Annotated in this window: 14 protein-coding genes; 7 read left to right on the top strand and 7 right to left on the bottom strand. The window is 53.7% G+C overall.

Features of this window, described 5'->3' with window-relative positions; all coding sequences use genetic code 11:
• Positions 1-5 precede the first annotated feature (5 nt).
• Both ON072_RS16295 and ON072_RS16290 read left to right on the top strand, forming a co-directional pair.
• Entirely contained in the window at positions 6-332 is a 327-nt protein-coding gene (locus ON072_RS16295; protein ID WP_025010356.1) for a hypothetical protein, read from the top strand.
• Positions 333-403: 71 nt separating this feature from the next.
• Positions 404-1,201, top strand: a complete 798-nt coding sequence (locus ON072_RS16290) for an ion transporter (RefSeq protein WP_025010355.1) — start codon at positions 404-406, stop codon at positions 1,199-1,201.
• A gap of 84 nt (positions 1,202-1,285) precedes the next feature.
• Here ON072_RS16290 and ON072_RS16285 read toward each other — a convergent pair whose 3' ends face one another.
• Positions 1,286-2,770, bottom strand: coding sequence for a CYTH domain-containing protein (locus tag ON072_RS16285; protein ID WP_261753266.1), 1,485 nt, complete (start codon positions 2,768-2,770; stop codon positions 1,286-1,288).
• Positions 2,771-3,002: 232 nt separating this feature from the next.
• Between ON072_RS16285 and ON072_RS16280 the strand changes: the two genes are divergently transcribed.
• The 4 genes from ON072_RS16280 (at position 3,003) to putA (ending at position 9,132) form a co-directional block, all read left to right on the top strand.
• On the top strand, positions 3,003-3,683 hold the full coding sequence (locus ON072_RS16280; RefSeq protein ID WP_025010354.1) for a TIGR00153 family protein: 681 nt from the start codon (positions 3,003-3,005) through the stop codon (positions 3,681-3,683).
• Between the two features lie 27 nt (positions 3,684-3,710).
• Positions 3,711-4,979: an inorganic phosphate transporter gene (locus ON072_RS16275; protein ID WP_025010353.1), complete on the top strand. Its 1,269-nt coding sequence runs from the start codon at positions 3,711-3,713 to the stop codon at positions 4,977-4,979.
• Between the two features lie 127 nt (positions 4,980-5,106).
• Entirely contained in the window at positions 5,107-5,685 is a 579-nt protein-coding gene (locus tag ON072_RS16270; protein ID WP_025010352.1) for a TIGR04211 family SH3 domain-containing protein, read from the top strand.
• A 255-nt stretch (positions 5,686-5,940) separates the two neighbouring features.
• A complete protein-coding gene (putA, locus tag ON072_RS16265) occupies positions 5,941-9,132 on the top strand; it encodes a bifunctional proline dehydrogenase/L-glutamate gamma-semialdehyde dehydrogenase PutA (RefSeq protein WP_170946755.1) in 3,192 nt (1,063 codons plus the stop codon).
• Positions 9,133-9,207: 75 nt separating this feature from the next.
• Here putA and ON072_RS16260 read toward each other — a convergent pair whose 3' ends face one another.
• Entirely contained in the window at positions 9,208-10,437 is a 1,230-nt protein-coding gene (locus tag ON072_RS16260) for a dicarboxylate/amino acid:cation symporter (RefSeq protein ID WP_025010350.1), read from the bottom strand.
• 230 nt (positions 10,438-10,667) lie between these two features.
• Positions 10,668-10,931 carry a hypothetical protein gene (locus ON072_RS16255; protein ID WP_037474925.1) on the bottom strand — a complete coding sequence of 88 codons (264 nt, stop codon included), beginning with the start codon at positions 10,929-10,931 and terminating at the stop codon, positions 10,668-10,670.
• 407 nt (positions 10,932-11,338) lie between these two features.
• On the opposite strand from ON072_RS16255, the gene ON072_RS16250 reads away from it, so the two are divergent.
• The gene (locus ON072_RS16250; RefSeq protein ID WP_144131982.1) at positions 11,339-12,637 is read left to right on the top strand and encodes a DUF5666 domain-containing protein; all 1,299 of its coding nucleotides are present in this window, start codon (positions 11,339-11,341) and stop codon (positions 12,635-12,637) included.
• Positions 12,638-12,724: 87 nt separating this feature from the next.
• Here the strand turns inward: ON072_RS16250 and ON072_RS16245 are convergent, their stop codons facing one another.
• The 4 genes from ON072_RS16245 to cydD form a co-directional block, all read right to left on the bottom strand.
• Positions 12,725-13,297 carry a NifB/NifX family molybdenum-iron cluster-binding protein gene (locus ON072_RS16245; protein ID WP_071237753.1) on the bottom strand — a complete coding sequence of 191 codons (573 nt, stop codon included), beginning with the start codon at positions 13,295-13,297 and terminating at the stop codon, positions 12,725-12,727.
• Positions 13,294-13,584 (bottom strand): DUF134 domain-containing protein, encoded by a 291-nt coding sequence (locus tag ON072_RS16240; protein WP_025888568.1) that lies wholly within the window; start codon positions 13,582-13,584, stop codon positions 13,294-13,296. The genes ON072_RS16245 and ON072_RS16240 overlap by 4 nt, the downstream gene beginning before the upstream one ends.
• Before the next feature lie 167 nt (positions 13,585-13,751).
• The gene (gene cydC / locus ON072_RS16235; protein WP_261753265.1) at positions 13,752-15,497 is read right to left on the bottom strand and encodes a heme ABC transporter ATP-binding protein/permease CydC; all 1,746 of its coding nucleotides are present in this window, start codon (positions 15,495-15,497) and stop codon (positions 13,752-13,754) included.
• 1 nt (position 15,498) lies between these two features.
• Positions 15,499-17,388: a heme ABC transporter permease/ATP-binding protein CydD gene (gene cydD / locus ON072_RS16230; RefSeq protein ID WP_261753264.1), complete on the bottom strand. Its 1,890-nt coding sequence runs from the start codon at positions 17,386-17,388 to the stop codon at positions 15,499-15,501.
• Positions 17,389-17,646: the final 258 nt, after the last annotated feature.

The raw sequence follows: 17,646 nt of genomic DNA, 5'->3' as shown, positions 1-17,646 counted from the left end.
GCGGCATGAGCAAGAACCACCCTTATCCGGAAAAATGGTTACAAAACCAAAAGGCTGCCAAGGCGACTCAGGTAGCTTTTGATCTGGATGAAAGGTTTCAATACTCCATCCGCAAGGCGGCCCTGGATACAGGTGTCAGCCCTTCAGATCAGATACGCATGATATTGGGTTTATCCGTGGCCAAGCGTCCCAAGCGGCCACGGTTAACCGTTTCGCTCAGCCCCACCGATTATGTCCAGCTCGCCGAAAAATACGGCCTGGCTCCGGATGCGCAATTGGAAATCAAAAAACGGGTATTGGAAGACCTGGTACAATTCGTAGACGAGCAATAAACAAGCGCGTTTACAGCTAACGGCAAGTCTTTTACCCTGAAAGGATACAAAGTTTCTCAATGGAAGAACCAATGCCGGATAAATCTCGCTGGTTCCTGAAACCGCCTGTTCAGGTCTCCCCTTTCGAATTGGCGATGATGATGTTGTCGCTGATCTCTGTGGTTGTGATCCTTATCATGACCTTTGTCCCTGTCGATCCTGAAACCCACAAGTTGTTGTTTTATATTGATACGGGTATCTGCTTTATCTTTATGAGTTATTTCCTGGTGGGTCTGTTCCGGGCAGAGAATAAACTCACCTATATCAAGTCTCACTGGGTCGACTTTGTCGCCAGTATTCCGGCGATTGAAGCACTGCGCTTTGCCCGTTTATTTCAGATCCTCAGGGTATTGAGGCTCATTCGCATGAGTCGCTCCCTGATAGGGCCACTGCTGAAGCAAAGGCGTCAGGCCACCATCGCCAGCTTGCTGGTATCCATGGTCACCATCATCACCATAGCCTCGGTATTGATGTTGCTGGTGGAAAGCGGCGCCGAAGGCGCCAATATTCAAACCGCCGAAAACGCCATCTGGTGGGCAATAGTGACCATTTCCACCGTAGGTTACGGTGACTTTTACCCTGTGACGACAGTGGGCCATGTGATAGGTGGGGTGGTCATCGTCTGCGGGGTCAGTTTCTTCGGGGTTATTTCCGGTTATATGGCATCACTATTTGTCGCTCCCGATGAGCAGGAGAGCCTGGAAAACCAAAGCAAGGTCATCAAGAGCGAGTTGGATTTGGTACTCGAACGCATGGAAGCCAACCAACAACAGATGCTGACGGAAATCGCCGACTTGAAACAGAAGCTGGCGCAGCAGCAACGGGACTAATCAATCGACTAAAAAGGACGCCGAGGCGTCCTTTTTAGTCGATTGATTAGTCCCGGGCGATTCGTCCGGAACTCTTACCAGACATCAGCGCCAGTAGGGTTGCTGCTGCAGTGCCATCTTGCGGGATTGTTCCATGGCAAAAATCAGACTCTGCTGTTTGTCTGCCAAAGCCTCGGCAAGCTCTGGCGCCAACTGCTCGGCCATGGCATAAGCGCCAAGACTGATGATCCCCTGACTCAAGTCCTGCCAGGGCGCGCGGAAACTATCGCGAGCCTTGGATGAGTAGAGACTGCCATAGGCCAACCCCACCAGAATGCCTTCATCCAAGGGAGCTGCCAGCTTGAGATAATCATCACGGCTGAGTTCGTCTCCCGGCATGGCCGCCAGCAGTTTTTGCCAGGAAGCCTCCTGCAGACCGTCACAGGTTCCCTTCAAGCCCCCTGCCACGGCTATCTGCATCTCGCCACTGGCCAGCTCAAGCAACATATTCACCAGTTGCAACTGCAGCTGACCATAACGGCAATCCTGCCATAGCGCTTGCAAGCGGCTGCGGAAATCCATCTTTTGCAACTGTTGCACGGCTCGCTCGCGCACGCTCTCGGCATTGGCCAACTTACCAAGCAACAATTTATCTTGGGCCAGACGCGTGAGAGAGTTGGCTTCTGTTACAAAGGCGAGTTGCTGCTCCAGCCAGAAAAATCCCGCATCTGTCTGGCTGTTGCCCAGAGTAAACTGGCCCAGGGTCAAGCGCAGCAGGCGCACACAGGAGCGCAGACGCTGCCACAATAACGCTTGCCCTGCCGGGTCATCCAAACTCTCGGCAATCATGCCCTCCAACAGTTGCCAACGCTCCAGCGCCGTTTCCAGCACCACCAGGAGGGTAGCTTTGATATCACTGTCGTAGGGCAGGCTGATATATTGCAGCGCCTCCAACGCCAGCGGACTGGCCTGCTGCGCCAGACGATAACCTCGCTGCGCCTTGCTGGCCTTCCCAAGACGCATGGGCAAATTGGCAGCAACCTGCTGTGCCAGCGGCAAGAGATCAGCCGCCCGGCCACGCTTGAGTTCAAACTCCAACTCACAAAGCGATTCGCTCTGGCCCCCGGCGGCGATAGTGCCGGTATCCAGAGCCAGTTCTATCAGGCTCTCCCCCTGAACCACCAACCAGCGGCAACGCTGAAAATCGGTATGAAACAGGCAGGTAAGCCGGGCCTGCAACGCATCGATGTCGAAATTCTCAGGCCAAATTTCGGCGGGAAATAGCGACAAAACCGGGCTATTGGCGTCTATATCGACATTGTATTCCGGCCGACTGTGGATCCCACCGCTAACACGACCGGCCGTTTTTATGGTTTGCTCCCGCTTGCCATCACATCCGCGGACTCTAAGGCCCATATCCAGCTGACGCAGTGCCAGCTCGGGCGTATCATAATAGCCATTACTTAGCTGCTGGCACCCTTGGGATGTGGCAGCGGGTAAGGAGTTCAGAAATGTGGTCAGGCGACTGACTTCCGTGGCGGGGAAAAAGAGCTTAAGTTCTATCTCATTTTGTTGATTGTCGGCATCCATGGTGCACTACTGCTCATTTTGTCATCAAAAATTCATCATCTCGTCATTTCGAGGTCACAATGTCATATTGTTGTCACAAAAATGACCTAGGATTATCCTGTCGGGTGATATATAACCCGATAGAATAAGAACTGACGTGTTTTCTGTAAAAACACAGTTTCAATAAGCGGACGCTTGGGTTAACATTCGCCCGCTTTTCCAATAGTGGAATAACCTAAATAGGTAAACGGCTATGCCAGTAAACTCTATTTTAGGCGTGTTTGCAAAATCGCCGATAAAACCTCTGCAAGAGCATATAGACAAAGTATACGATTGCGCTTCGTTACTTGTGCCCTTCTTCGAAGCAACCATAGCTGAAGATTGGGACAATGCGGTCACTATTCGCAAGAAGATCAGCCAAGAGGAAAAAGAAGCTGACTCACTGAAACGCGAAATCCGCCTGACACTGCCAGGTGGTTTGTTTATGCCAGTAGAAAGGACTGACTTGCTGGAGCTCCTGACTCAACAGGACAAAATCGCCAATAAAGCCAAAGATATTTCAGGTCGAATCATCGGCCGCCAACTGCTTGTCCCTCAAACCATCCAAACCCCTTTCATCGCTTATTTGCAGCGCTGCCTGGATGCAGTCGCCCTGGCCAAAGAAGCGATCAACGAGCTCGATGATCTGCTGGAAGCAGGCTTCCGTGGCCGTGAAGTGGATTTGGTAGCCAAAATGATCAGTGAACTCGATGCCATCGAAGAAGACACTGATGATCTGCAAATTCAGGTGCGTCGACAGCTGTTCGCTATGGAAGCTGAACTGAATCCTATCGATGTCATGTTTCTCTATAAGATAATTGAGTGGGTTGGTGACCTGGCAGATCTTGCCGAACGTGTCGGTTCCCGCCTTGAGCTGATGCTGGCTCGCGTCTAACAAACAAAAGGTTATCAAGGTAACAACATGGTTGATGTATTAGTCACCTATGGCCCCTGGCTCATAGGTATCGCGGCTGTTTTCGGGTTTCTTATGGCCTGGGGCATTGGAGCCAACGACGTGGCGAATGCAATGGGTACGTCTGTTGGTTCAAACGCAATTACCATTAAGCAAGCGATCATTATCGCAATGATCTTTGAATTCGCCGGGGCCTATCTGGCCGGTGGCGAAGTCACCAGCACCATTCGCAATGGGATCATAGATTCCAGCTACTTTACCGAAGTGCCGGAACTCCTGGTCTACGGCATGATAGCTTCGCTGCTGGCCGCAGGCATTTGGCTGGTCGCCGCATCAGCTCTGGGCTGGCCGGTTTCCACCACTCACTCTATCGTGGGTGCCATCATAGGTTTTGCCGCCGTGGGCGTGGGCACTGAAGCCGTTGCCTGGGGCAAAGTCGTTGGTATCGTTGGCTCTTGGGTCATCACCCCTGCGATTTCCGGCTTTATCGCCTTTATGATTTTCCAGAGCGTACAAAAACTGATTTTCAACACCGAAGATCCTCTGGGTAACGCCAAACGTTATGTGCCTTTCTACATGGCCTTTGCCGGCTTTGTAATGTCTTTGGTCACCATCACCAAAGGATTGAAACACGTTGGTCTCAAGTTCAGCACAGTGGAAGCCTATCTGCTGGCACTGGCGATTGCCATTCTGGTGGGTATCGCAGGTAAAATTGCCATCAGCCGCCTGAAAATGAGCAGCAAAAATGACCGCCAAACTCAATTTGGTAACGTGGAAAGAGTCTTCGCAATCCTGATGGTAGTGACTGCCTGTTGTATGGCTTTTGCCCATGGTTCCAATGACGTGGCCAACGCCATCGGCCCATTGGCCGCGGTAGTCTCTGTAGTCAGCAGTGGCGGAGAAATCGGCTCTAAGTCAGCTTTGGTTTGGTGGATTCTGCCTCTAGGCGCCGTCGGTATCGTTATGGGACTGGCCATATTCGGTAAGCGCGTAATGACCACCATAGGCAAAAATATTACTCACCTGACCCCAAGTCGCGGCTTTGCCGCCGAGCTGGCTGCTGCGTCAACCGTGGTTATCGCCTCGGGCACAGGTTTGCCTATCTCCACCACTCAAACTCTGGTGGGTGCGGTACTGGGCGTGGGCATGGCCAGGGGTATTGCCGCCATCAATATCGGTGTGGTTCGCAACATTGTGGTCTCTTGGGTCGTCACCCTGCCAGCCGGTGCCGGCTTGTCTATTCTGTTCTTCTTCACCATTAAAGGTGTGTTCGGCTAACAGAAATAGCTGTAGAAATCACGGTAAATATCATGATTATAAGAGGGAAGTCGAATGACTTCCCTCTTGCATTGGCGCCCTCAAATCCCTAGCATGTGGGCAGTATTTTGCGACAGAGAATGACTAAGTGTTAAGACTCCTGACTCTCATAGGGATGATGCTCCTGTCTCCCACCCTATTGGCCCAAGGCCAGACGCGCTATATTTCGGACGATGTCTTCATCTACATTCATGGTGGACCCGGCACTCAATACCGGATCCTGGGTAGTGTCGAAGCCGGTCAGCAGATAAGCGTGTTGCCTGAGCGCCAAGGCGATTACACCAAGATTATCGACCATAAGGATCGTGAAGGCTGGGTATTGACCAGCATGATCTCCAAGGACAAGTCGCTGCGTTTTCGCGTCTCAGAACTGGAAAGCCAGTTGGCCGAAGCCAAAGGCCAGCTCACAGGACTTCAGAGCGAAAATGGTGACTTCAAGGGCGAGCTTGGCAGCCTCAAGTCTCAGCTGAGCAAGGCCCAGGCGGAACTGGCTGAAGCCAGCACAGAACGCGACGAAGCCATAGCCAAGCTCAAGTCGATGAAAGACAATGAACGTTTCCGTATGTGGCAGGAAGGCGGACTCATCGCCGCCCTGGGTTTAATCCTCGGGGTCATTCTGGTTTACATGCCAAGACCACAGCGACGCAAGAAAGATCGTTGGATGTAATAGCATTTTTTCCCTTCTCAAAGGCCAGTGTTTAAAACCACTGGCCTTTTGTTTATGTGACTTTACAGCTGGGCTACGTAAAGCCAATTAAACAATTTTCACATTCCCGCCAAGATTGGTGTCACAGATCACATTTTGATTGTATAATCGGCGCGCGCAAGCGCCAATATTGTATACAAAAATAATAAAGCGTCTTTTGCGTCAGACATATTCCAGGTAATTCGAGCAGTCCTTAACTGCCCCCAACCGGCTTAGATGGAAGCGATAACTATGTTCAAAGCGAGTGAAGTTCTGGCAGGCCACTATGATAGCGCCAATCTCGACGAACTCTTTAAAGCCATCAGTGACAACTATATTGTCGACGAAGAGCAATATCTGTCCGATCTGATCAAGCTAGTCCCGTCGAGTGACGAAACCATTGAGCGTGTGACCCGTCGCGCCCACGACTTGGTCAGCAAGGTTCGTCAATATGACAAAAAAGGTCTGATGGTAGGTATAGACGCTTTTTTACAGCAATACAGCCTTGAGACTCAGGAAGGCATCATACTCATGTGCCTGGCCGAAGCCCTGCTGCGGATCCCGGATCCGGAAACGGCCGATGCCCTGATTGAAGACAAGCTCTCAGGTGCCAAATGGGACGAGCATCTGTCAAAGAGTGATTCTGTATTGGTCAACGCTTCGACATGGGGCCTGATGCTGACGGGCAAAATCGTCAAACTTGACCGCAACCTGGATGGCAGTCCAAGCAACTTATTGAAGCGCTTGGTTAATCGCTTGGGTGAGCCGGTGATCCGTCAAGCCATGTATGCCGCCATGAAGATCATGGGCAAGCAGTTCGTACTCGGCCGCACAGTTAAAGAAGCGCTGAAAAACAGTGAAGACAAGCGCAAGCAGGGCTATACCCACTCTTACGACATGCTGGGTGAAGCCGCACTGACCCAGAGAGACGCCCAGAAATACTTCCAGGATTACTCCCACGCCATCAGCGAATTGGGAGCCCAGCAGTACGATGAATCCCAGGCGCCCAGACCGACGATTTCCATCAAACTGTCGGCGCTGCATCCCCGCTATGAAGTGGCCAATGAAGACAGAGTCATGTCCGAGTTGTATGCCACAGTGATCAAGCTGATTGAGCAAGCTCGCAGCCTGAATGTCGGTATCTCTATCGATGCCGAAGAGGTAGACCGTCTTGAGTTGTCGCTCAAGTTGTTCCGCAAGCTATACAACTCAGAAGCCGCCAAGGGCTGGGGCCTTTTGGGCATAGTGGTGCAGGCTTACTCCAAACGGGCACTGCCTGTGCTCCTATGGCTGACCAAGCTTGCCAAAGAGCAAGGCGATGAAATCCCGCTGCGACTGGTGAAAGGCGCTTATTGGGACAGCGAACTCAAGTGGGCTCAGCAGGCAGGTGAAGCCGGTTACCCCCTCTACACCCGCAAGGTGGGGACGGATCTCTCCTATTTGGCCTGTGCCCGTTTCCTGCTGTCGGACAAGACCCGCGGTGCCATCTATCCACAATTTGCCAGCCATAACGCCCAGACGGTCGCAGCCATCAGCGATATGGCCGGCGATCGTGAGTTTGAATTCCAGCGTCTTCATGGCATGGGACAGGAACTGTACGACACTATTTTGGCGGAAAGCCGAGCTCGCACAGTCAGAATTTATGCCCCGATAGGTGCCCATAAAGATCTGCTGCCCTATCTGGTGCGCCGTCTGCTGGAAAACGGTGCCAACACGTCATTTGTGCATAAGTTGGTGGATCCCAAGACGCCGATCGATTCACTGATCACCCACCCTCTGGTGACAGTCAAACAATACAAAACCCTGGCCAATAACAAGATAGTGAAGCCTGCCGACATCTTTGGCAGTGAACGCAAAAACTCCAAGGGACTCAATATGAACATTCTCTCTGAAGCCGAACCCTTCTTCGCAGCACTGGATCAGTTCAAGACTCATCAATGGCATGGCGGCCCGCTGATCAATGGTGAAACCCTGAGCGGCGAGTCAAAGGCGGTTGTCAGCCCCTATGACACGACACAAACCGTCGGTCAGGTGGTTTTTGCCGACAACCAAGCCGTCGAGCAGGCCATAAGTTCAGCCGTCGCCGCCTTCCCTGCCTGGTGTCGCACGCCGGTGGAAAAGCGCGCCAACGCGCTGCAAAAACTGGCCGACCTGCTGGAAGAAAATCGCGAAGAGCTGATCGTGCTCTGTACCCGCGAAGCAGGCAAGAGTCTGCAGGACGGCATAGATGAAGTCCGTGAAGCCATCGACTTCTGCCGCTACTATGCAGTGCAGGCCAAGAAGATGATGAGCAAACCCGAGCTGCTCCCTGGGCCGACCGGTGAATTGAACGAGCTGTTTGTTCAAGGCCGCGGTGTGTTTGTCTGTATCAGCCCCTGGAACTTCCCGTTGGCGATTTTCCTCGGTCAGGTGACTGCTGCCCTTGCTGCCGGCAACACAGTTATCGCCAAACCTGCCGAGCAAACCTGCCTGGTGGGTTACCGCGCCGTACAACTGGCCCATGAAGCCGGGATCCCCAAAGAAGTGCTGCAATTCCTGCCGGGCACAGGCGCCAGTGTCGGCGCCGCACTGACCAGCGACGAACGTATCGGCGGCGTATGCTTCACAGGTTCGACCGGCACGGCCAAGGTGATCAACCGTGCTCTGGCTGCCCGCGAAGGCGCCATCATTCCGCTTATCGCCGAAACCGGTGGTCAAAATGCCATGGTGGTAGACTCCACCTCCCAGCCGGAGCAAGTGGTCAACGATGTGGTTGCCTCTTCCTTTACCAGTGCCGGCCAGCGCTGCTCGGCGCTGCGGGTACTCTATCTGCAGGAAGATATCGCCGATCGGGTACTGGAGATCCTCAAGGGTGCCATGGATGAACTCAGCATTGGCTATCCAGGTTCAGTGAAGACAGATGTCGGCCCTGTGATCGATGCCACAGCCAAGGCCAATCTCAACGCTCATATCGAGCACATCAAACAGGTAGGCAAGCTTATCAAACAGGTGGAGCTGCCCGCTGACTGTAAGGATGGCCATTTCGTTGCTCCAACAGCGGTGGAAATCGATTCCATCAAGGTGCTGGAGAAAGAGCATTTCGGCCCGATACTGCACGTTATCCGTTTCAAAGCCTCAGAGCTGGACAAGGTGATTGCCGATATCAACAGCACAGGCTTTGGTCTGACTCTGGGGATCCACAGCCGCAATGAAGGCCACGCCCTGAGCGTTGCCGACCGAGTCAATGTAGGTAACGTCTATATCAACCGTAACCAGATTGGCGCCGTGGTGGGTGTGCAGCCCTTCGGTGGTCAGGGGCTTTCCGGCACAGGCCCCAAGGCTGGCGGGCCACACTACCTGACCCGCTTTATGACGGAGAAGACCCGCACCAACAACATCACAGCCATAGGTGGCAATGCCACTCTACTGTCACTGGGTGATGCGGAATAATCTCCACCCATGAAAAAAGCCAGGAATAGTTTCCTGGCTTTTTATTACCTGCTCACGGCAAACAAACTCACGCTATCAGCTCTTGGCTTCCTCGGGACAAAAGTTGTCCATCACCAGAGCGCAGGCTGCATCGCCGGTAATATTCAGCGATGTACGTATCATGTCAAATACCCGGTCGAGGGCAAACAGCAGTGGCAATCCATCAATAGGGATCTTGGCCGCCAGCAATACGGCCACCACCAGGAAAGAAGGTCCCGGCACCCCGGCCTGGCCAATAGCGCCCAAGGTAGAGGTGAAGATGATAGCCGCATAGGCGGCAAGGCTCAGATCAATGTTATACATTTGGGCAAAGAACATGGCGACCAAACCATAATAGATGGCGTTGCCGCTCATATTGATGGTGGCGCCCAACGGCAATACGAAAGAAGCCGTGGCTTTTGAGACTTTCAACTCCTGCTCACAGGTTTCCATATTCACCGGCAAGGTTGCCATGGAGGAAGCTGTGGACAGCGCCATGACCTGTGGCTTTTTCATTGCACTGATAAAGCGTGCCGCCGACACCTTGGAAAACAGTTGCACCACCAAGGGGAAGAAGATGAAACCATAAATCAAAATTGCCCCAACGAAGACGATGAACAGTTTAAATACCACCTCCAGGGCTTCAAAACCAAAGGTGCCGACTGAGTCAGCCATCAGACCGAATACGCCTATGGGGGCCACCAGCATCACACAGTTGATCATCCATACCATGGCCTCCGTGATGGCGTTGAGCGCGCCGAGGATCGGCTTGGCACCATCGCCCTTGACCTTGGTCAGTGCTATGCCGAAGAAGATACTGAACACCAGGATCTGCAGAATATTGCCGCCTGTCAGCGACTCAAACACATTGGTCGGTATCATGCCGATGAAGGTATCCATCACCCCGGGGAGATCGCCCTGCTCCTTGGTGACCTCCATCAGATCCGTCATACTGTGAGCGGTAAAATCAACACCCTTGCCCGGTTCAAAAAGGTTTCCCAGCGCCAATGCCATCGCCACGGCAATGCCCGAAGTCACAATAAAGAAGCCGAATGTTCCGAGACCGATTTTCCCCGCCGATGGCGTATCCCCCAGGCTGGCGGCACCGGAGATGATGGCCACCAATACCAGAGGAATGACCAGCATCTTGATTAGATGGATAAAAATAGTCCCCAGTGGAGCAAACATGCTGGCATCTTTGCCCAACCACCAGCCGACAGCCGCCCCCAAAAACATGGCAATCACGACTTGCACGCCGATATTGCCAATCCAGTGTTTGTTATTCATTGTTATGTCCCCGCCGCACAAGGGCGTCATCTTGTCAAAATCAAAGCGGGCAAAGGTACCACATTCAAGCCAATCGCTTCCGTGAGTTTTCTCGACTCAGGCTCAACAATTAGTCAAAAATGGCAAAAGATGCAAAGAGAATTGGAAAAATTCAATTCTCTTTACCTAGAAATGAGGAAAGTTTAAAAAAACTTGGATTTTAGCGGCCAGAAGTAGAGATATTTCAAAGCCTACAGCTGAGTAGAAACTGCCAAGGCTGCAGCTGCGGCCAATGCCACCAGCACTATCCAGACCATTGCATTGCCGCTCCCAGGCTCTTGGTCGGCCAATTCCAGTTCCGGATGCCCCTGCAAATAGTCTTCCACCTTCCTCTTTGCCTCTTTTAGGCTCAAGTTCTCACGTTCACGCAGGTGTTTAATTGCAAGAATCTTTTGCTTGTCTTCCAGCAAACTGATCACTTCCAAATCCAAGGAGCTTTCTTTGGTAGGGTTCATAGTATCTTCCTGATTGAGGGTGGACATCATTGTCACGACTTTCCTAATACAGATAACTTTAGCCATAAAAAGGTGTTGAGCCAAGTAGTAACTTGTTCTCTTTTTTAGCTATTAATGTTTTCCTACGGGATAAAAGCCTGGCTCCTACAAGGCAAAAAACATCAAAGCGCATTGATTGCGCTGCAACCGCATGTTTGTGCCTCAATTGCGGCCAATATGGGAGATTTATTCCCATAACCGCTTCAGAAAAAAAACCACTACAGCACGGGGATTTTCACAGTAACCCGCTATTTATTAACGGCAACACCCGATTATTAACAAAGTTTAATTCCCTCCTCATCTTGGCCTCATCTGCAGTTGTTTATTCTGCCGCCGTTTTTGAAATCCATGACCCTAAGGAGAACAGAATGCAAAGAAGCATATGGCTGGTTCCTCTCGTTGCCGGACTGAGCGCCTGTGGCGGTTCAGACTCCAATGAGCCGAACAATCCCGATCCCCAACCGCCGGTTTCCACTTTGGCCAAGACTATCCAAGGTACCCTGCAAAAGGTCGATACGGATAAGCTCTGGGTCAATGGTGTAGCAATCCCGGCGGCCCGGGCCAGTGTTGAAATCAATGAAACCAAGGCCAGTGTCGCCGAGCTGAAACCAGGTATGCAGCTCAACATCAACACAGATGGCAGCAGTGCCACCAGCGTGGATTATGACCCTGTGCTGGTTTCCCCGGTGAGCGCTATTGATGGCGAGCAGGCTGTTGTGGCCGGCTACCGGGTGACAGGGCTGGACATAAGTAAAATTAAGGCCGGCGACATAGTTGAGATCAGTGGTTATAACCTGAGTGATAACCAGTTCAAGGCCACCTACTTTGCTATCGACAATGACAGGCAAGAGATGGAAGTTGAAGGCAGGGTAAGCAAGCTGGACACCCATCTGAAGCAGTTCTATATCGGTAGCATGCAGGTGGACTATGGTGCCAATGCCGTGCAGGTAGAAGGCACACTGGCCAATGGTTCCTGGGTAGAAGTTGAAGGTCAATATCAGGGTGAAGTATTACTGGCTTCTGAAGTGGAAGTCGAACGCGCCCCGGATTTGGACAACGGCACTGAGGTGGAACTCGAAGGTCAGGTTACCTGGGTCAACGAGTTGCAAACCCGCTTTACCCTGAACCAAAAATGGCAAGTGACACTGGATGGCAAGACTCTCTTTGAAGATGGCACTGTTGCCGATCTCAAACCCGGTGCCTTGGTCGATGTGGAAGGCCTGTGGCAAGACGATACTCAAGAGCTGAAGGCCACCGAAATTGAATTTGAGAAACAGAGTCAGCCTCCTGTAATTGCAGGCCACGGCTTCGAGGTTGAAGGCAAGGCAGTGTATGAGGCCGGTGTATTCAGCATCAACGGCATAGTGCTGACACTGACGCCTCAGACCCGCTTTGAAGATGGGTTGAACCAAGCCAGCCTCAACGGCACCTGGGTACAGGTTGAAGGATCAGAGCAAAATGGCCAATTCCTGGTGATGGAAATCGAACCTGAGGTGCAGGAAGCGGACATAGAGCTCAAGGGCTTGGTCAATGATGACGGCCAAGGCGCCAGCCTCTGGGGTTATAAGGCCAGCGACGACAGCCTCAAGCCTCATATCGGCAAGAGGGTCGACCTGGAATGCCGCTTCAGTGGCGAACTGCTGAGCCAGTGCCGCCTGGATGATTGATAGCGCAAGACTTTGCTAACCCAAGGTTTTGGGCAAAAGAGTGCCGGCTTACTGCCGGCACTCTTGTTTCTATTTTTGTAGACGGCTTTATCGCAAAGGCCTGAAGCCTGCGTAACTCAACTTGCCTTGCTGGTTTAACGGGTCACCAAGGGGTTTTAGTTTGGCCTCGGTGCGGCTCTTACAGCCACAGCCGCCACAACCGCCTTTCGCTTCCGCTTCATGGCCGTGATCATCACCATGACAAGCTGCGCCGGTTTCATTATGACCATGGCAACCACAGCCGCCACCACAACCTCCTTTGGCTTGATGTTTGAGTGATGGACGTCCAGCCGCGGCATTGGTCAGCCGCAACTGAATATCGCTGGCCGCAACCAGCAAAGCGGCTATATCGCTGCTCTCTTTGCCTGGCCGACAAACGCTGATGCCGCCATCGAGCAGCTTACCCAACATTCGCTCGCCGATTTGATCCACCAACACAATGCGGCCACCTTTGTCCTTGATAAGTTGCAGCATCGCCTTTTTGGCGGCGCAGTTACCGCCTGCGACTGCCGGGTTATCCAGGGTAAAACAGTGGTTATGGTGGTTATCATAAAAGGCCAGTTCTTTGGCCTTGGTAAAATGCCCGGCCAAGCGGCCCCGGCTCAAGGGTATCACTATCATCTCTGTTCCTCAGTGTGGGGCAACTCCAGCATCTGTCCCTCTATCAGGGCCTTGGCCAGCTTATGGCGTGCCTGCTTAATCAAGTTGCCAAAGGTCTGTCTGGATATCCCCATCTGCTCGGCGGCCTCTTGTTGCGCCAGACCGCGAAAGTCGGCTAGCGCCAGGGCCTCAAACTCATCGGCCGCCAAGGCGACCGCCTCCAGGGCTGAGGCCGGAATGCCGTTGGGTTTGTAGAAGCGGCAGGGCGTGCCATGCTGCAGGCGGCGGCATTTTCTGGGTCTGGGCATGGGAGTATCCTTATTGGTTATTAGCATATGCCAATAACTTTATTCTGACTTTGAACCCGTATGGGATCTGTGATCCAGGCGAGAATTTAGCGCTTTTAAAGCAAAAAGGGATGCCGATGCATCCCTTTGAATAAGCTAACTTGAGTCTCTTTTTGAACCTCTGCGGCTCAGTGTAACCTCTGATACAGGGCGCTGTAGGCAGTTGACTCCTGCAGCAACTGCTCATGGCTGCCACTGGCCACTATCTTGCCTTCATCCAACAGGTGAATGGCATCCATCTGCGCCATACCGGTTAAGCGATGGCTTATCATCACCAGCGTCTTATCTTTGGCAAACTGCAGCAGCAACTTGAGGATCTCCTGCTCGGTGCGCCGATCAAGCCCCTCTGTAGGTTCATCAAGCAGCAGCAATGGCGCATCCCGCAGCAATGCACGAGCCACGCCGATCCGGCGCTGCTCGCCACCGGATAGCTGACGCCCGCCCTCACCTATCCAGGCGTTGAGCCCCTCGCCGTCAAGCAGCCCCTCCAGCCCAACCTGGCGCAGCACCTCGGCTAGCGTGTCATCGGTAACTTTTTCCGGCAAGGCCAGCTGCAGGTTATCTCTGAGACTGGCGCTGAGCAGTTGCACCCGTTGACTGACCACTGTCATGGAAGCCCGCAAGGTCTTTTCATCCAAGGAGGCCACAGGCACGCCGCCCAGCAATATGTCACCCTGCTGCGGCTGCCACTGACGGGTTATCAAGGTCAGCAGGCTGGACTTACCCGAGCCGGTTTTCCCAAGGAGCGCCACCTTGCTGCCCGCCGAGACCTGCAACGACAAGCCCTGCAGCACTGGCTGGGTATCTGTGTAACCGAAATGCACATCTTTGATGCTAAGGGCGCCGCTCTCGGGCATGGCTGCCGAGACGGTAGGGAATTCAATGTCGGAGCGCTGCTCTGTCAGCTCAGATACCCGCTTGGCGGCCAAGAGCACAGAAGACAGATGTTGAAAGGCGCCGGCCAGCGGCATCATCATCTCGATACAGGCCAGAGTGGCAAACAAAACCATGGCCAGCAAAGGCCCGGGAGGCACGGCCGGCCCAACTCCTGCGGCGGCAAACCAAAGCAACAGCAACACCAACAAGCCGTGACAGAGGATCAACATGGCCTGGCTCAGGCCGGTGATCGCCGCCATTGCCTTCTGACTGGCAAACCAGCTCTGCTCGGCGCGGTCGAGTTCCGCCCGAAAGCTTTCAGCAGCGCCACCTTTGGCATCGGAGAACAAACACAGCTCCGCCTGGCCGGACAACCACTCCAGCAGCCGTACCCGGTAGCTGCGCCGCGCTTCAATCAACTCGCGCCCGGGCTGCCTGCCAAGCAGATAGAACACACTCGGCAACAACAACCAACTGAGCAAGAGGCCAGTACAAAGCAGGAGAGCCAAGTTGAGATCAAACCAACCGATAAAGGTGGTCAATGCCAGCAACATCAGCAAGAAGGCCGTCAGCGGCGTCAACAACCTCAGATACAGGTGATCCAGCGTGTCGATATCGGCCACCAAACGGTTGAGCAGATCGCCGCGGCGCATCCCGGATAGATTGCGTTCACTCAAAGGCAGCAAAGAGCGCCAGGCCCATAACCTGAGATCGGTCAGGATCCTGAAAGTGGCCTCATGGGTAGCCAGCCTTTCACCGTAGCGGCTTGCCGTGCGGGCAATGGAGAGGAAACGCACCCCGCCCGCCGGAGTAAAGTAGTTGAAGGTTTCCGCCGTCGCCAGAGCCAGACCGGCCACTGCCGTAGCAGATAAGAACCAGCCGGAGAGCGACAACAGGCCAATACCGGCCATTAGGGTCGTTACTGTCAGCAGCAGGCCGACAAACATCATCAAAGACTGGCGGCGGAACAGACGGATAAAGGGCAGTAACAGCTTCATCTCAGCGCTCCTCCCCTGACTCTGGATTTGACTCTGACTTTGACTCAGACGCGGGTTTTGAGTCTGACCCGGCTTCCGGCTCAGCGGCCGCAGCAATCGGCGGCGGCGATGCCTTTGACGTATCATCGAGGGAGACCGCCAGCGGCAGCTCATCCAACATCTGCGCCAGCAAGCCCGGCTGCGCTTTGAGCTCGGCAAAGATGCCCTGCTGCACCAGTTTTCCCTGATCCAGCACCAGGACTCTGTCCATCCGATCCAGTTGATCCAATCTGTGGGTCACCATCAGGCAGCTCTTGCCTGCCATCGCCTGCCACAGCGCACTAAGCACCAGTTGTTCACTCTGGCTATCGAGGCTGGCGCTGGGCTCATCGAGCATAAACAGCTGCGCCTGACGCCCAAGGGCACGGGCCAAAGCCAGCCGCTGCGCTTGCCCCACAGACAGGCCTCCGCTGTATTCATCCAATTGATGCGCCAGCCCATCCGGCAAGGCGCGAACATAGTCGGCCACCTTGGCCTGTTGCAGATAATCCCACAATTGCGCCTCGGTCAGCTCGGGCTGGCCGAGGCGCAGATTATCGGCGATGGTGCCGTGGAACAGCTGAGGATTCTGGCCAAGCCAAGCGATACGGCTACGCCAGGCGGCAGGATCCAGCTCGGCCAGTTCAATACCATTGAGCTTTAAGCTGCCCTCATAGGGCAGAAACCCCAGCAGAGCGTTGAGCAGGCTGGTTTTACCGGCGCCACTCGGGCCCACCAAGGCCAACTTATCGCCCGCCGCTAAACTAAAACTCAGCGGCCCGAGTAAAGGCACGCCGTCTATGCTCAACACCTTGAGATCCCTGGCCTGCAGTTCAATACTCTCACCGGAGAGGGGCTGTTCGCCACGCTTGAGTGGCTCAGGCAATTCCAGCAGTGCCATCAAGGATTCGGCGGCGCCCACCGCCTGGGCCTTGGCATGGTAGTGAGTGCCCATGTCGCGCAGCGGCTGATAAAACTCTGGTGCCAAAATCAGTACAAACATCCCGGTAAACAGGCTGATACCCATGCCGTAATGGCCAAAGTCCAGGTGCCCCAGATAACTGAAGCCGAAATACACCGCCAAAATGGCGATGGATACCGCGGCGAAAAATTCCAGCACGGCGGAGCTGAGAAACGCCATTCTGAGCACTGCCATGGTACGCTCACGAAAGTCTTCCGAGGCCTTGCCTATGGCGCGCTGCTCCGCTTCGGCGCGGTAGAAAAGCTTGAGTGTCGGCAAAGCCTTGAGGCGATCCATAAAGTGGCCGCTCAATTGCTGCAGCGCACTGAAATGCTTGCGGTTGGCATCGGCGGCGCCCATGCCGACCAAGACCATAAACAGTGGAATAAGGGGAGCAGTGCCGAGCAAAATCAGGCCACCGGCCCAGTTGATGGGGAAAACACATACCAAGATGATCAACGGAATAAAGGCCGCCAGGCTCATCTGCGGCAGGTAACGGCCGTAGAAATCCTGCAAGTCTTCTATCTGTTCCAGCACTATACTGGCCCAACTGCCGACAGGCTTGCCATTGACAAAGGCCGGCCCCAGGCGCTCAAGCTTATTTAGCACAGCGGCGCGCATCTGCTCTCTAAGGCGCCTGCCGGCCTCGAAGCTGACTCGCTCCCTGAGCCAAGCGATAACCGCTCGCAGCAACACCAGAGTGGCAAAGGCCAACATATGCGGAATAAATGCCTGCCTCTCTAGCTCGTTGATGATCAGCCCCTGCAACACAGTGGCCAGCACCCAGGCCTGGCCCACCAGCGCCAAGCCGTTGAGTACGCCCAACAACACAGAGAGTTTAAGGAAGGGGCCACAGGCAGATTGCTGCGCTTTGAGCCAGCGACCGAGTTGTTTCTCTAAGGATTTGTCCATGGGATCCTACTGCAAAATCAGCTAATGACTCTATTGCTGCCAAAGCCGCAAGGCAATAGCTTGACCTAAGGCGAATCGTTCGGTAGGAAAGCAGTATCGCAGGCATTGCCAAGGGAAGAAACCCGCCGCCAAGGAACTGTTACCGGACTCACAAAATTTGCGCCAGATCAAATAATCGTATCTTACGCCGAACGGATTAAGCCCAGGTTAACGCCATCCCCACAATCTACTTAACGCTAGATCTACTAATGCTAGAGG

Origin of the sequence: Shewanella sp. K8 (assembly GCF_028823715.1) — a bacterium.
GTDB lineage: Bacteria > Pseudomonadota > Gammaproteobacteria > Enterobacterales > Shewanellaceae > Shewanella > Shewanella algae.
The sequence above is the reverse complement of the archived record's forward strand: the minus strand, read 5'-3'. Positions and strand labels throughout refer to the sequence as shown.